The following is a 16,103-nucleotide window of genomic DNA, read 5'->3' as shown; positions in this document are numbered from 1 at the left end:
TATTAACATGGTTTATCCAACAGCATGCTATTTTTTTTGTACTTTGCATCAGTGCGATTGTGATCAATGCAAACTTTGCAGCACTCCTTCGTAAAGAACTTTCATCCCGAAATGGTCTGCAAATTCTGTTGCTGCTTTTTGTGGGGGATTTTTTGCACTGTCTCTGGACCTCATGGTCGTTTATAATATCCTTGTAAATGGTACTTTGCAACAGCTGGATCGGTCCCATCGCAAAGCATTCACTACTCTTCAGCTCTTCTGCATTCATATTTGGAGCATTTGTCGGATATGTAGTATATCGAAATTTTGGGAGGCTGTATATATGAGATTTAATGCCGTTTCCATGTCTCTTGCACATCTCTTGCTGGATGATCTTGCCAGATAATGGACTATTTTTATCCGATATACAAGCAACCAATCTGCATATTTTCGTATGTGAATGCGGAATTTGCAAGTGTTGACTTCGTTCATTACCTGCTGACATGCTATCTATCGATTATTTTGATATGCTCTGTGATAATGATGGCATTGGTTGCATTGAATCATCTTGGTTTTGAGGTCAGGTACAGGTCAGAAAAGTGATCTCATCTGTATCTGAAATTATTATGTGACCCTGAAAAGAAGCAAAATGATAAGCGACTTTATTGATAAATGTCGTGTCATATCAAAAAAGAAGGGTGTAGGCCAGATCAAATATCCAACAAAAAAATGACGAGGGGTATAAAATATACTGCATAACTCTGTTTCTATATTTTAACTATATGAAATGGCTGTTCATATAAGCCCTTCCAATTTCTTGTAAACGAAACCCCTATTGACATACTCATCAGGTCTACAACATTCCTGCCATCAATGATGGTCGGATGTTCCTTGCCTGTGGGGATTTCAACTGGGCTGGGTCAAATTTGAAGTAATCTGAATTCCCGGTCATGACAGCCACAACATCAGCGTCCGAAACAATCGTCTAATATCTGTGAAGAAAGTCACTGGTGGTCGATCACATCATCTGACATCCATCCACCACAATGACCTCTCCGCTGACATAACTTCCAAGATCCGAACTCAAAAACAATATTACTTTTGCGACATCTTCCGGCGTACCGATACGTCCAAGGGCAATATTGGACATCATTTTTTCTCGAATATCAGTTTTAATATCTTTTATAAGGTTGGTCTCAATAAGACCTGGTGCAATAGCATTGACCGTTATCCCATATCTGCCCAGTTCCTTCGCTGCGGATCTTGTAAATCCGACCACTGCCGCCTTGCTTGCTGAATATACTGTCTGCCCGGCATTCCCTTTGAGTCCTATGGTGGACGATAAATTGATGATCCTTCCCGACCCCTGCTTCCTCATTATATTCGATGCATATCTGGTACACAGGAACGTTCCCTTCAGATTGATCCCGATGGTACGGTCGAACATTTCCATATTAGTTAGCATCAGAAGGTTGTTTCGCATGATCCCTGCGTTGTTTATCAACACATCAAGTTTGGAATGTTCCTCCTTGATAGATTCGAACATGGCCTTGACATCGTCTTCTGATGAGACATCGGCCTTGATCATCGAAGCGTTAAGCCCCTTCCGACGGATCAGGTCCATCAGTTCAGCTGCCCGTTCCTCACTCTTGTTATAGTTAATGATCACGTGTGCATTGTTCTCTGCTGCAATCAAGGCTGTAGCTCTTCCAATTCCCCTGCTCGCTCCTGTGACGAGTACCACTTTGTCTGTAAGCATTTTTCTTCCGTGACTCATCTGCCCAGGTAACAGATGGGTGGAGCTGCTCGCACATATGTGGTAGTATTTCTCATTCTATCGATGTGTCTCTGGGCCTTGTGTATGGTCTCTCTGGACAATTCGGTATTCTTTTCAATTACCTCTACAGACAGCCGATGTTCCTGAGCATACAGTAGTTGATCCATGACATGGATGGGCATGCGCCAGTAGAAATCCTCATCAGAGGTGAAATGGCTCCATGTGTCAGCGCTTGGTGGCCGCTGTATGATCGCTTCATCGACATTGAGAAGTTTTGCCAGGGCATATATCTGGGTCTTATAGCAATCCGCCAATGGTTCAATATCCACGCCCCCGTCTCCGTATTTTACGAATTGACCAAGGGCCAGTTCAGTCTTGTTGGTAGTACCGCAAACTGCATAGTTCATCTTCTCAGCACACATGTACTGGACGAGCATCCTGGACCTTTGCTTGACGTTCTGCAATCCGATCAGTTCCAGATAATCGTTTGCCTTCAACCTGTACTTTGCAATCGCTTCGCCATCCTTTATCAGCTGTATATATGGAACGTTCAACAATCCCTGATTCAGAAAATCAGGCAGTACCAGCGATGTTTTGTGTATCCTGGGGTCATATTCCGGACAGGTCCTCTTTATGATCTGTTCCTTCTTATCATAAATATCAAGTGATTCCAGTATGGGGGAGATGGAGACCTCTTCATATGATATTTCCAGGCTTTCGCAAATCTCTGCCCCTAGGGATGTGCTGGATGGGGCCGATTCTTTTTCTGGAATGAGCAGGCCATATACATTATCTTTTCCCAGTTCTTGCACGGCAAGCGTAAGGGCCACAGCTGAATCAATGCCTCCCGAGACTCCTATGACCAATCCTTTTTTCTTAAAACCCACAACCTGTTCCTTAATAAAAGTCCTGATAGTTTCGGCGATCTTTTCAGCATCCCCGTTCAGTTCATCAATTATTCGTATGGTATCACTCTCCTACAATGATTGGATGGTTGACATTATATCACAAGGTAAGGGATTACATTGGTTGATTTGCATGGAATGGTTGCCAGCAATCCAGATATTCTCTTTAGCCATGGAGCAAAAAGCTGCTATATAACTTTGTGGCTTATTTTAGCTTTAGCTTAAGTTTGTTCGCAGCTTCTTCTATCAATGGCTGTGATAATTCTTTGTGGAGTTTTTCCAGACCTTCCTCTCTGGACATATCTCCGCTTCTGACAATTCCTGCTATGTCAAAGGCGTATGGATGAATATCATATTTATCCAGATGGTTGTAACAGGCAAAGGAATTCAATGTACAGTTGGTCGAATTACTGTCATTGATATCTGGGGGGAGCCATCCTATCTCCACCAAGTTCTTAATTATTGTATTTTCATTATAATCCCACAGACATAGGGGGTGCAGCATGATTGGAGCGTCATTTCCTATATTTTCAATAACATCCTTTTTTATCAGGAACAACTCATCCCTGTCATCAATCCCCATCTCTTGAAGTTGTTTCTCAAAAAGCTTCCTCGACCACTGTATGAAATTAGCTGACAGGTTGATTATGGGATTGGGGGACTGTGCCCCTGTGAATGCAAATACAACGAAAGGTGCTTTCTGAACGATGGCCTGTTCTATCAACTTCTGTTTGATGATACTGATGCAGGTGTTGCATATATCACTGGCTCTGTATTTGGCGACCTTGGGGAATACATCATGGGATTCAGCAGCCTTTCTGAATGTATCGTACAGTATATCCTTTTCCATGGTCAGTTTAAAATAGTCACATCCTGCTATCTCACACATTTTTTTTGCATTCGCTACTGCGTTCTCAGATGTGAAACCATTATCAAATTGGACGGCCAGTATTTTCAGGAAGGGATACTTATTTTTCAGTTTGTAAAGCGTGTATGAAGAGTCTTTGCCACCGGAAAGTGCAAAGATCATGTCATATTTGTGCTTGCCCTTGTGTTCCTCAAAGAGTTCTTCCATCCGGGCTACATATTCATCCTTCTCTTCCGAAGAAAGAGGGGCATATGTCTCACAAAAATGGCAGAGGCCACTCTCCTCATTAATCGTTATGCCCGGGATCTCCGAATCCAGAACACATTTTTCACATACTTTTTTTGACATTTTGATACCCCTCTATTATAGATCTATTAGATATTTTCCCGTTCTCGCTCAATGGCGGATTATCGATGAAGAGTATTTCCCGTGGGCAAAGGTAGCCAGGTAGGTTTTTCCGGCAGAATGCATGCAGGTTTTCAACATCTGTCCCTTGTCCAGGAATGACCATGAGGCTAATGGCATTTCCCATAATCTCGTGTGGCACCGGTACCACGAAAACATTGGTGACCTCATTGTTGTTCTCTATATATTTTTCAACTTCTCTTGGATTCACTCGATGGTCACCTATTTTTATAAGGTCGTCCTTGCGCCCCAGTAGTCTAAAATAACCATTGGGCAATTTCTGTGCCAGATCCCCTGTGTACATCCAACCATCAATGATCTTCTTCTCAGTGGCCATCTCATCATCCAAGTAACCTATCAGTATATTGTCGCCCTTAGCAACCAGTTCTCCTGCGATGTCTGGTCCAACCGGTCTGTTGTCGGCATCAAATACATCCAGGATGACGCCGGGTATAGGCTTGCCGATCGTATCACCGAATTTGTCCACATCCTCTGGCGGCAGGTAGGCCAGTCTTGCCGTGGCTTCGGTCTGACCATACATTGGCAGTATCGTTATATCCGGATTCGACTCCTTTATATTTTTCACTGTGACTCCATCCATGCCACCGCCTGCAGATGCAGCCATCCTGACATTTCCAAATGCCTTTTTGAACCTCTCTGGATGTCGAAGGAGCATACGATATGTACTGGGAACTCCATAGAATATCGATATTCCTGATTCTATCAGACTGAAAGTCGATTCTATAAAGTTCATGTTCCCGACTCCGATGGATCCGCCAGCCATCAGCTGGGAATCGATTATGGAATTTCCAAAAGCATGGTGTGGGGATATCACCATTGCTGCCTTATCATCAGGAATTATGTCAAGTACCTCTATTATTGAACCTGCATTTGCTATCAGGTTTCTATCACTTAACATGACGCCTTTTGGAGTGCCTGTTGTACCGGATGTGTACAGCACCAGTCTCGTGTCTGGATTATTGATCTCTCTTACGATCCTTTTACGCAGGGTCTTTACGGAAGTATCATTTGAAACAACGACCACGGTTTCAAAACACTCAAAAAAGTCCTCTCCAAGCCTTGAATACTGTGTTTCTGTTGCAATTATATTATTGATATGGGCAGTATCAAGGATCCGTTCCAGACTGAACATTGGCAATTCGATCGGCAGAGGTATTGCGATGTTGTTTGACCGGTATACCGCCATAAGCATTTTTATATATTGTATGCCGGATTCTGCTAGTATTGCAAACCTGCAATGCCCAAAGTCCATCATGGATGAGGTAATACTATTTATATCCTCATCAAGACAGCTGTAGGAAATAGAGTTTTTGCCTTCTTCAATGGCAACGTTATGAGGACTTTTTCTGGCATATTCTGTAATATAGGTATCAATTCTCATGATCTCACTCTGTCAGTTTAACGATCAGATCAGTGATTCCTTGTAAAGAGTCAAAATTTTCCGGGGTCAACATGTCTTCAGGAATTTCTATGGAATATTTTTCACATATATAATCCATCAATTCGATCAGGCCGATCGAATCCATGATCCCGTTCTGGGTGAGGGAATCATTATCATTCAACTGGGTGTTCCCATCCATAAAAGATTTGTTATTCAGGTAGTTAAGTATATCTTTCTTTATCGTTTCCATGTCTCTCTAGCCCCCAAGCTCTCCTTTTTTGCGAATCGATGATCGTTGGCAATACACGTTAGTTTTTTGCCATGTATAATGTTATTTCTAATGGTATTAATATATTTTCAACAAGGCAATTTCCTGGAGACGACAAATATTAATCGTATACTGATTCTAATCAGTAACAACAGCAAGTATGTATTTGCTGTTTATAATATAATTTAAATGACAGATATTGTCAAGATATAATTCTTTATTCAAATTAGATAAAATGCTCTTATTCAAAAACTTACAATACGCTTCTTTCAGGGTCCATATCATTAAATGATCGTGACCATTCGCATATGTGTCGGCATGTAAAAGTGGGTTGTGCAGGTATTTTGAAACATTTGTAAGAGACCGTAATTTTCTAAGCTCGACATCAACACCAATCTCGGTCTTTGAGATCGCCAGGGTGACAATATTTTCAGTATAGGAGATGCAGATATGTACTTCTTTATGATTATGTACATGGACTTTTCCATATTTGTCTTTATACATGGATATGTCGGATACGGTTCGTTCTTTGAGGATACTACACAGAATATGTTTCAAAACGATTCTGGATGTAATGTATCTTTTTTTGAAATATTCGGTTTGTAATATTTCCAGATGTTCTTTTTCAATGTCATCCAGGTGATCTGTATTCAATGTATCATAGTCATTCAGATCAACTATGAGGATAAGAATATCATTCTGTTCCCAAAAGTGGAGTATATGTTCCAGAGAAACAGTGGATGGTATTTTTAAATTTTTAGTGTCCATACCAGTTCCCCACATATATATGCACACAAAATACCGCAGTTCCATGTCCTCTGGATCACTGTATTATCTCCTTCTAAACTTATTCCCTCATATGTTCAGTTAACATCCCCTCTTCCAATCCCTCGATAAACGAACCCTCCATCAACAAAAACAGTAGGATCAATAACGTTCCTGCCATCCACAATAACAGGCTGATCTTTACCCATCAATGCTTTAACATCCGCAGGGCTCAGTTTGAAGTATTCGGAGTGACCGGTCAGGATCACGACCGCATCAGCATCTTTCACTACTGATCCCATATCTTTCTCGATCTCAACATTTGGATAGCTTAAAACATGCGGATCATGTACCATCACTTCAGCACCGGCTTCGATAAGTAGATCCCTGTATGGTTCGGATGGGGGATTCCTCGCATCATCGGAATCATTGATGAAGGCCCAGCCAAGCATGGCGATCTTTGAGCCTTTGATCTTTTTGCCGGTGGCTGCAAGGGCATCTTCAGTGAGCTTGAACATGTGGGCGGGCATGAAGTCGTTCACTTTTCTTGCGAGGACGTAGATGGAGTCAGCATTTTCGGGGTAGTCAAGGGGCGTTTCGCCGGCTATCTCTATACCTCTTTCAAGGTGATAGGTGTCTTTTGTCAGGCAGTGGCCGCCTACTCCGGCTCCGGGCCAGAGGATGGCTCTTGTGATGCCTTCGCCTTTCAGGCTGTCTATTCCGGCACGGACATCGTAGAAGTTGATTCTCATGGACTCGCAATAGAGGGCGAGCTGGTTGGCTGCTGCGATCTGGAGGTCACGGAAGGTGTTCTCTGCGGTTTTGGTGACCTCGGCGGCCGTGGCGGACATTGGGATGATCTTTCCCTTTGTGAGGACCGGGGAGTATAGCTCGATGGCTCGCTTTGTGCTGGTCTCGTCTATTCCTCCGACAATTCTGTCGTGTTCCTGGATGTTCTTCAGGAGGCGTCCTACCATCACGCGTTCAGGAGCGTGGGCCAGGGCGAAATCCTCTCCTGCTATCAGGCCGGATTCCTCTTCGAGGATGTCTTTGGCCATTCCTTTTGTGGTTCCCGGGGTGACGGTGGATTCAAGCACTACCAGTGTGCCGGGGGTGAGGTATTTACCCACATTGCGTATGCCTTCGATGAGGGCTCCGAAATCAGGGATGAGGTCTGCAGGGTTCGCAAATGGGGTCTGGATGGCCAGGGTCACTGCGTCCATCTCTGCAATTCTTGAGAAATCTGGGGTGCACTCGAACTTTTTGGCATCGGTGACTTTTCTTAAGAGGTCTTCAAGGCCGGGTTCTTCACCTTTCAACGGGCTTTCGCCGTTGTTGATCATATCGATCTTGTAGCCGGATGAAGCGGAGTTCCTCTGGAAACCCAGCACCTTTTCAAAATCATCTACATCTGCAAACAGAGCAGCAGCAGGAATACCTACATATCCCATACCTAGCACGCCTATCTTTTTGATTGGTCCTCGTGCATCCATAATTTTCTGTAACTTGTCACTCATTATATCAACCTGTGTTATCCGTTTTATAAATGTAAAAATTTAATATGTAGCGATCACAATTGGATAGTCTTTTCCTGTTTGTATGACTCAATGGCAGCCATGCAGACTTCCAGTGCGTGCTTTCCGTTCTCTCCGTTGGGATGTATCTTTTCACCTGTGCTCACACATTTGATGAAATGTTCAAGTTCGTTCCTGAGAGGCTCAGCCTTGTCCACTTTTGCTTCCCTTATCCAGTTCTCATCATGCAGCTCTAATGTCTGGTTGATGTAGTCCAGATATGCCACGCCTTTAATTCCTACGGCGGTAAGGTTGCGTATCTTGTGAGGGGTCAGCCAGTTGGTATCCACAAGTCCTGTCAGGTCATGGTCAAATCTCAGGTGGATGGACGCATGGTCCTCGAACGGATGGATGTCTGCACCTGCAATGGCATGAACGTTGTTTACTTCAAGGCCGTAAAGGTATGAAATGATATCGATGTCGTGCACTCCTATATCCAGGATCACACCCACATCCCTTATTCTTGGATTGTATGGGCCGACCCTTCGGGTCGAAATGGAAACTATCTTTCCAAGCAGCCCCTCATCTATGATCTCCTTAAGCTTGATGACCGCCGGATTGAACCTCTCTATGTGTCCGATCATTAATGCTTTTCCTGCATTCTTTGCAGCCTGTATCATTATATTTGCATTTTCCGGCGTATCCGCTATGGGCTTTTCCACAAGCACATTTGCCCCGGCTTCAAGGGCATCAAGACACACCCGTTTATGGAGCTTTGTCGGGACAACGATGCTAATAGCATCCAGGTCTTTCCCAAGCAGCCTCTTGTAGTCTGTAAATGGCTCGGTTTCGTATTTTCTGGAAAGTTCATTCACCCTTTTCTCATCGATATCTGAGATTCCGACAAGTTCCACGCCTTCCATCTCATGATATATCCTTATATGGTTAACACCCATAGCTCCGGTTCCGATAACTCCTACACGTAACATGATAATTATTCCTTAAAAATAGATGGATCGAATACAAGTACGACTAATGTTCACGATCCTTATAAGTCTACACGTCTTTAATGCTGGTTGATCTTCTCAAGCCTGCACACAATCACTCTGCGAGCTATTGCTCGTACTCTTCAAACAACACCCGAGCGTACAAAACAAGTCTCTCTCAGCTACGCTCTTATCTACCACAAACTTATTGCCACATACAGGGCATGTCTTCTCTACACTGATCATACTTACCACCAATTCCGGGCGCCAATTTTTGGATTACCACCTTTACACCCAATATTTTAAGTAGTCTATAAATATTTAAGTAAATCGGTCGCATCTTTTAAAATATATTAAAAAAGAAACATACATATTGATAATAATTAGTACTTTTGCAGGTGTTTGGAAGCCAGTAGTTCACACCTGAAATCCATCTCACTTGAGCTTCATATGTCCGTGCACATCGATCTCTCCCTGGCCGATACGGGTGGAGGATATGGGCATGTCGTCATCAGCCATTACGTAGTTTATGCTCACTATCTTTATTTCGGGCCTTCCTGCACTTTTTCTGATCTCATTGATCTTCAGGGCTACGGGGTGTGTCTCGGGGGACACTACGATGAACTCATAATTTTCCTCAAGGGTAGAGCCGTAAGGATCCTTCAGGGTCTGTATATTGTACCTTTTTTCGGGTATGCCAAGTTGCTCGATGAAGGTGGTCAGATTCTTCTTACGGGTGTTGATGTCGGGAATGTTCCTGTTCTTCTGTCTTGCCATCTCATCGGATGTCAGGCCGATATCCACAATATCGCCTTCCGCCATCTCGAACGCCCTTCTGATCAGTGCCGTGTGGCCATCGTGAAGGAATTCAAAGGTTCCTCCTACCGCTGTTCTTCCCATCGCTTGCAAAAGGGGTTCGTATGTCATAAGTGTTATGATGGATTGGCGGGCTTGGTAGTCGGGATGGTGGTGTGGGAATGGGTAAGTGGTTTAAGATCGGTGATCAACACTCTCTAAATAAATGTTATAGATCCTGATCTGTTGTGTGTGGTACAATGATCCTGAAGAGTTGCCAGTATATCACTACGATGAACACTCCAAGTCCTGCAAGTTCGAACATGTATGTGTTCGAGACCTCCGGTGCAAAACTGTTCGTGGTAACTACGGAAATGTAATGTGAGAATCCTCCATAAACAGACCCCTGCGGGAATTCCCATCCCATAACAGGCCACAGGAACGTTTGTGGTACTAACCACATACGGTCCTGTAAAATATGCATGAGGCTGGCAAAAGACAGAACGATCATTCCTGATCCATTTTCCCTCTGCTGCCTGTAAATAAAGACGCCCAAAAGGAATAGGGCTACTACGAACAAGAATGTGTGGGCAAAGATCCTTCCATTGGCAAATATTTCTTCAAAGAACAATCTCCCTATCGGCTTGTCGATAAGGTCCGGTAAAAGTGCCCCGATGGCAACGAACCGATAATCGATCCTCTTCCTAATGGACGGAATAAGAAGTGAGATGATCAAAAATATCGCCAGTGTAAGCCCCAAATGCCCAATGATAAACATGATCTTGACTGGATCTGTAAATATATTAAGTGTTATGACTGCGTTTTTTGGATTGGTGGGCATAAATTGCGTGAAATTGCATGATATTTGAAAAAACATGGGCACGGGGTAATTTCTGTATGGCCCAGTTACTAATTGTTCAATAGCATCCTTCCATTTGGTTCATATGATGTCAGCTAATCAGGCAATGATGTCTCTTTCTTGTGGCCAAAATACCTTACCAATGGGTAACTTAATTTTAACTAAGCATCTTGAATTTTTGACCATTTTTCAATCGAATACTTTCAACCCGCTTAGCTCACGTATATATAGTCCTGAAGATAATTGAAGAACTAATGTGCACACATGAACCAAAAAAACTGGTGCACCTCAAGGAGTAATTAAAAATGACAGAAGTATTATTGGAAGATCTTGATCACGTAGGACCGGCAACAGCACAGAAGCTCAAAGATGCTGGATTCACTACCATTGAAGCCATTGCTGTAGCCTCCCCGGCAGAACTTGCCAACAGTGCGGAGATCGGGGAATCTACAGCTGCAAAGATAATCAACGCCGCCCGGCAGTCGGCGGATGTCGGTGGATTCGAAACCGGTGACCTTGTTCTTGAAAGGCGGAAACTTGTGGGCAAACTGTCCACCGGGTGCACAGAATTCGATGAGATGATGGGTGGCGGGATAGAGACCCAGTCCATCACGGAAATGTATGGGGAGTTCGGGTCTGGAAAGACGCAGATCGCCCATCAGCTTGCTGTGAACGTACAATTACCTCCCGAGCAGGGCGGTCTTGGTGGCTCTGTGATCATGATCGATACTGAGAACACCTTCAGGCCTGAACGGATCGCACAGATGGTAAAAGGTATCTCTGATAAGCACGGCATCGAGTACGACCCTGAGGAATTCCTCAAGAACATCCATGTGGCACGTGCCTTCAATTCCAATCATCAGATCCTTCTTGTGGACTCCGCCAATGAGCTTGCCAACGAGCTCAAAAATACCGAGATGCCAGTCAAACTTCTTATCGTTGACTCCCTCACTGCCCATTTCCGGGCTGAGTATATCGGTAGGGGTACACTTGCCGACCGGCAGCAGAAGCTCAACAAACATCTTCATGATATCCTGCGTTTTGGGGATCTTTCCAATGCATGTGTGGTAGTCACCAATCAGGTCATGTCAAAACCTGACGCTTTCTTCGGCGACCCCACAAAACCAATAGGCGGTCACATTCTCGGCCACACTGCTACCTTCAGGCTCTACATAAGGAAATCCAAAGGCGAGAAAAGGATAGTCAAGCTCGTGGACTCCCCGAACCTCCCGGATGGCGAAGCACTCATCTCCGTCACAACAGATGGTATTGGGGATGCCTGAGTAAACAATTATATGGTTCTTCGTCATATCTGATGGCATGGTCCTCAAAGCTATTGTCATTGATATTGACGGAACTATAACCAATCCTAACAGGTCACTGGACCTCGATGTCGCGAAAAGGTTTCGCGAATTGAACGTTCCGGTGGTCCTGTCCACAGGCAATCCTTTGTGCTATGTTCACGCTGCTGCAAAGCTAATAGGCATCAGTGGTATCGTAATAGCAGAGAATGGGGGCGTGGTCTCCACCGGTTTTGACAGCCCCTCCATCATAGCCGAGGGCAAAGAAGAATGCGAAAAGGCATATGAGCTGCTTTCTCAATATCATGATCTGGTAAAGCTCGATGCCGCATATCGCAAGACAGAGGTCGTACTTAACAGGGACGTCGCAGTCGAAGATCTCCGCAGTACTCTCTCTGAAAACGGTATCGATATTGAGATCATCGACACCGGTTATGCCATACACATCAAAAGCACTGCCATGAACAAAGGTACAGGGCTCTTGAAAGTGGCAGAACTTATGGGACTTGAACCCTCGGATTATCTTGCCATTGGTGACTCATGTAACGATGCTGAAATGATGCAGGTCGCAGGGTTTGGGATTGCAGTCGGCAATGCCGACGATGAAGCAAAACAGGCTGCAAAATATATGACCCAAGCTTCCTTTGGAAAAGGAACCCTTGAGGCCATTGAATATGCTATCTCCAATGGCCTTCTCTAAATAAAAAAGGGAATTACAGGTTGTTGCGTGGCAGGCTTTTCGCTATGAGCTTATCAACAACTATGTAATCCTTGATAGCACTGACTGCATCAAAAGAAACGACGATGTACTGTCCGTCCTTTTGATATTTGGAAGTATCCAGGCCGATATCCGGCTTAATGATAAGGTTCTCCAGTTCACCGGTCTTATTTTCCATCACTATATTGTTCAGTACGCCTAGCTCGGTTCCATCCGTGGCCATTACCTGTTTATTGGTCAGGTTCTTTGCAAACACTTTTGCCATCCTTTGTCTCCCTTTGAATATTTAGTAGAATCTTTACATGTAACCCATATAAGAACTTGTTTCTTGCTTATGAGTTCCACCCTTTAGTTTGTCTTGGACCTTGTTATAGAATTCGGCCATATCCTCTGTTATCGTAGGCTTGACCTTCTCAATTGCAGCAAAGAAATGCCTTGCCTTTACTTTCTTCGCCTCGAAATCCTCGCGCATTGCAAGCATTGCAGCCTCTCTGCATACGGATTCTATGTCAGCCCCCACATACCCTTCGGTCATGGCGGCAAGCTCCTGGATACTGACATCGCTATCCAAAGGTACGTTGCGGGTATGGATATTAAATATACTTTCCCTTCCCTGGATCGTGGAGTTGCCTACAAGCACAAGTCTGTCAAACCTTCCTGAACGCATCAGGGCTGGATCGAGCATATCCGGTCTGTTGGTGGCGGCAATAACTACTACTTCCTTTAGAGGCTCCAGTCCGTCAAGCTCGGTCAGCAATTGATTGACGACCTGTTGTGAGCTTCTTCCGGTCTCACTATCTGCCATCCTCGTTGTAGCAATGGAATCTATCTCATCGAAGAAGATTATGCAAGGGGATACCTGTCTTGCTTTCTTGAAAGTATCACGCACAGCCTTCTCGGACTCTCCCACGAACTTTGACAGCATCTGAGGTCCCTTTATACTAATGAAATTAGCATTTGCCTCATTTGCTACGGCCTGTGCAATAAGGGTTTTTCCGGTGCCGGGAGGGCCATATAGTAAGATACCCTTGGGTGCCTTGATCCCCATCTCAATGATCCTGTTCGGATGTTTCAGTGGCCACTCAACAGCTTCGACGATCTCCTGCTTCGCATCATCAAGGCCACCCACATCCTCCCATGTAATGGAAGGCACTTCCACAAACACCTCTCTCATGGCGGAAGGTTCCACTTCCTTAAGTGCTTCCTCAAAATCATCCGCCTGGACAATGAGCTTTTCCAGTACTTCCTGTGGGATCTCATCCTCATCAAGATTTATCTCTGGGATGATCCTGCGCAGGGACCGCATTGAAGCTTCCTGGACAAGTGAAAGCAGGTCCGCACCCACAAAACCCTGGGTATAGGTGGAGAGATGTTCAAGATCAACATCTTCTGCAAGTGGCATTCCGCGAGTATGTATCTGGAGCACTTCCAGCCTGTCATCGCTATCTGGCACCCCTATCTCTATCTCACGGTCGAATCTTCCCGGTCTGCGAAGGGCCGGGTCGATGGAGTCCACGCGGTTGGTAGCTCCGATAACGACTATCTGTCCTCTCTCCTCCATGCCATCCATAAGTGTCAAAAGCTGGGCCACCACTCTGCGTTCGACCTCGCCTGTCACGTTCTCACGTTTTGGTGCAATGGAATCTATCTCATCTATGAATATGATGGAAGGTGCATTCTCTGCCGCTTCCTCGAATATTTTTCTCAGGCGTTCTTCGCTCTCTCCATAGAACCGTCCCATTATCTCAGGACCTGCAACATAAAGGAAATTCGCCCTTGATTCATTGGCAACTGCCTTTGCAATAAGTGTCTTTCCCGTGCCTGGTGGGCCATGAAGGATGATCCCTTTGGGAGGTTCGACATTGAGTCTCTGGAATATCTCATGATGTTTCAGAGGCAGCTCTATCATTTCGCGGACCCTCTGGATCTCGTCCCCAAGACCGCCAATATCCTCATAAGTGATGCCGCTGGCAGTGTCCTCATAACCTTCCACAGGTTTCTGGCGCAGTTCTATCTCTGTACTCTCATTGACCATCAAAATGCCTTCTTCAGGCTCGCTCTTAATAGCAACAAGAGGTATCGCCTGATTTCCAGGTGCTGATTGGGTCATCGAACTTGTTATTGGGATGACATCCCCCACAACGAACGGCCGTTTCAGTATATTATGCTTGATGATGGCGGTTATGTTGGATCCGAATTCCATCATCACACCTTCAGGAGGTGCCAGTATGACCTTCTCCGCCACAAGTACCTCGGTCCTTTGGATGTGGACCCTTTCCCCAATGCCTACTCCTGCATTTTGACGGGTGAACCCATCGATACGACCTATCCCCTGCCCCCAGTCCTGACGGTCTGCACGCCAGACCTTAGCTGCGGTCCTCTTTTTCCCAACGATCTCCACAATATCTCCTGGAGATAGCTGTAAGCTGAGCAAGGTGCTCGGATCAAGACGTATGATACCCCGTCCAAAATCGATTGGATGTGCTTTCTCTACTTTGATCTGTAGTTCTTCCATTGGTCTCATCCTTAATTGTTTTACTATTTTATCTGTTCCAAGACATAAATAATATGTGGTTCTATGTCATGCTTTTCTAATTTTGATGAAGTTAATATACTTATGATCGCATATTTAGATATGCAGTTTATATCGAATTTGTTTTTGCCTCTTCATAATGGATATCTTTTGATATCTATCTGTATTTTTGTCACCATCGGCAGTTGCTGATATGCAGATATAAAGGATGTGTGTATCCTTTTATAATTCAGAAATATCAGTTCCTGTAGGTGCCGGGGATATGTGCTGTAACTATCAAAGATATTCCTGAAGAAGAAGAAGAAGATGGTATTGCAAATAACTCTGCAAATTTGAATTTACAGAGCTAAACGGTGAAGAATTTGCATACCTGTGTAGATCGTATCTCCCATGGGAATTTAATTTAAAATTTGACCATTCTTAGCCTCATCATATTTCATTTTTCCAAGAATTGTTCAAGTCCTTTTCTCAAACTCTCTTTCGGGGCGAATCCCAGTTTCTCAGCCTTTGAAATATCGGCCACACTATGTTTTATATCTCCTGCAATTGGTTCTTTATGGTCTGGCTTGACATCCTTTTCGAATAGTTCTATTATGATCTCTGCAAGCTCATTGATAGTTGTGGCTTTGCCTGTAGCTGCATTGAAAACATTTCCAATGGCCGCTTTCTTCGAGATCATAAGATCCACCAGATCCACAACATCCTGGACATGGATGAAATCCCTGGTCTGCTCTCCGTCACCGAAGATAATCGGGACAGTCCCTCCTGAAACTTTATCCATGAACTTTGAGATAACTCCTGAATACGGATTCGAGGGGTCCTGTCTGGGGCTGTATATGTTGAAAGGCCTTATACAGGTCGTTGGTAGTCCGTATGCCTTGTTATACATAAGGCAATATTTTTCTCCTGCAAGCTTACTGGCACCATATGGTGATAATGGCTCTTGCGTATGTGTTTCAGGTATTGGCAACTCAACAGGGTTTCCGTAGGTAGCAGCTGAACTGAAATACACAAATCTTTCAATATCC

15 protein-coding genes are annotated in these 16,103 nt (G+C 44.4%); 2 read left to right on the top strand and 13 right to left on the bottom strand.

Annotation, left to right across the window (positions count from 1 at the left end; all coding sequences use genetic code 11):
- Window positions 1–997 precede the first annotated feature (997 nt).
- The 10 genes from PBV53_RS03425 to PBV53_RS03380 form a co-directional block, all read right to left on the bottom strand.
- Window positions 998–1,738, bottom strand: a complete 741-nt coding sequence (locus PBV53_RS03425) for a 3-oxoacyl-ACP reductase family protein (RefSeq protein ID WP_270095786.1) — start codon at window positions 1,736–1,738, stop codon at window positions 998–1,000.
- Between the two features lie 14 nt (window positions 1,739–1,752).
- On the bottom strand, window positions 1,753–2,712 hold the full coding sequence (gene nadE / locus PBV53_RS03420) for an NAD(+) synthase (protein ID WP_270095837.1): 960 nt from the start codon (window positions 2,710–2,712) through the stop codon (window positions 1,753–1,755).
- Between the two features lie 154 nt (window positions 2,713–2,866).
- Window positions 2,867–3,877 carry an adenine nucleotide alpha hydrolase family protein gene (locus PBV53_RS03415; protein ID WP_270095785.1) on the bottom strand — a complete coding sequence of 337 codons (1,011 nt, stop codon included), beginning with the start codon at window positions 3,875–3,877 and terminating at the stop codon, window positions 2,867–2,869.
- Complete coding sequence (locus PBV53_RS03410; RefSeq protein ID WP_270095784.1) at window positions 3,858–5,336, bottom strand: class I adenylate-forming enzyme family protein; 1,479 nt, start codon at window positions 5,334–5,336, stop codon at window positions 3,858–3,860. Before PBV53_RS03410 ends, PBV53_RS03415 begins: the two co-directional genes overlap by 20 nt.
- Window positions 5,337–5,340: 4 nt before the next feature.
- Window positions 5,341–5,586 (bottom strand): acyl carrier protein, encoded by a 246-nt coding sequence (locus PBV53_RS03405; RefSeq protein ID WP_270095783.1) that lies wholly within the window; start codon window positions 5,584–5,586, stop codon window positions 5,341–5,343.
- A gap of 156 nt (window positions 5,587–5,742) precedes the next feature.
- Window positions 5,743–6,372 carry a 4'-phosphopantetheinyl transferase family protein gene (locus PBV53_RS03400; protein WP_270095782.1) on the bottom strand — a complete coding sequence of 210 codons (630 nt, stop codon included), beginning with the start codon at window positions 6,370–6,372 and terminating at the stop codon, window positions 5,743–5,745.
- 95 nt (window positions 6,373–6,467) lie between these two features.
- Window positions 6,468–7,886: a nucleotide sugar dehydrogenase gene (locus PBV53_RS03395; protein WP_270095781.1), complete on the bottom strand. Its 1,419-nt coding sequence runs from the start codon at window positions 7,884–7,886 to the stop codon at window positions 6,468–6,470.
- Between the two features lie 53 nt (window positions 7,887–7,939).
- Window positions 7,940–8,872: a UDP-N-acetylglucosamine 3-dehydrogenase gene (locus PBV53_RS03390; protein ID WP_270095780.1), complete on the bottom strand. Its 933-nt coding sequence runs from the start codon at window positions 8,870–8,872 to the stop codon at window positions 7,940–7,942.
- Window positions 8,873–9,304: 432 nt separating this feature from the next.
- On the bottom strand, window positions 9,305–9,769 hold the full coding sequence (locus tag PBV53_RS03385; RefSeq protein WP_270095779.1) for a phosphopantetheine adenylyltransferase: 465 nt from the start codon (window positions 9,767–9,769) through the stop codon (window positions 9,305–9,307).
- 124 nt (window positions 9,770–9,893) lie between these two features.
- On the bottom strand, window positions 9,894–10,442 hold the full coding sequence (locus PBV53_RS03380) for a metal-dependent hydrolase (protein WP_270095778.1): 549 nt from the start codon (window positions 10,440–10,442) through the stop codon (window positions 9,894–9,896).
- Window positions 10,443–10,828: 386 nt separating this feature from the next.
- Here PBV53_RS03380 and radA point away from each other — a divergent pair, with 386 nt between their 5' ends.
- Entirely contained in the window at window positions 10,829–11,806 is a 978-nt protein-coding gene (radA, locus tag PBV53_RS03375) for a DNA repair and recombination protein RadA (RefSeq protein WP_270095777.1), read from the top strand.
- Window positions 11,807–11,843: 37 nt separating this feature from the next.
- Window positions 11,844–12,524, top strand: a complete 681-nt coding sequence (locus PBV53_RS03370) for a phosphoglycolate phosphatase (RefSeq protein ID WP_270095776.1) — start codon at window positions 11,844–11,846, stop codon at window positions 12,522–12,524.
- Window positions 12,525–12,537: 13 nt separating this feature from the next.
- Here the strand turns inward: PBV53_RS03370 and PBV53_RS03365 are convergent, their stop codons facing one another.
- The 3 genes from PBV53_RS03365 to PBV53_RS03355 all read right to left on the bottom strand — a co-directional run.
- Window positions 12,538–12,807 (bottom strand): PRC-barrel domain-containing protein, encoded by a 270-nt coding sequence (locus tag PBV53_RS03365; RefSeq protein WP_270095775.1) that lies wholly within the window; start codon window positions 12,805–12,807, stop codon window positions 12,538–12,540.
- Between the two features lie 33 nt (window positions 12,808–12,840).
- Window positions 12,841–15,057, bottom strand: coding sequence for a CDC48 family AAA ATPase (locus PBV53_RS03360; RefSeq protein WP_270095774.1), 2,217 nt, complete (start codon window positions 15,055–15,057; stop codon window positions 12,841–12,843).
- 454 nt (window positions 15,058–15,511) lie between these two features.
- Window positions 15,512–16,103: NAD-dependent epimerase/dehydratase family protein (locus PBV53_RS03355; protein WP_270095773.1), on the bottom strand; the 592-nt coding region annotated here is incomplete at its 5' end.

Origin of the sequence: Methanococcoides alaskense, assembly GCF_027594145.1 — an archaeon.
In the GTDB taxonomy this organism is placed as follows: domain Archaea; phylum Halobacteriota; class Methanosarcinia; order Methanosarcinales; family Methanosarcinaceae; genus Methanococcoides; species Methanococcoides alaskense.
Note: the sequence above shows the minus strand (reverse complement) of the source record. Positions and strands in the feature narration are given on the sequence as shown.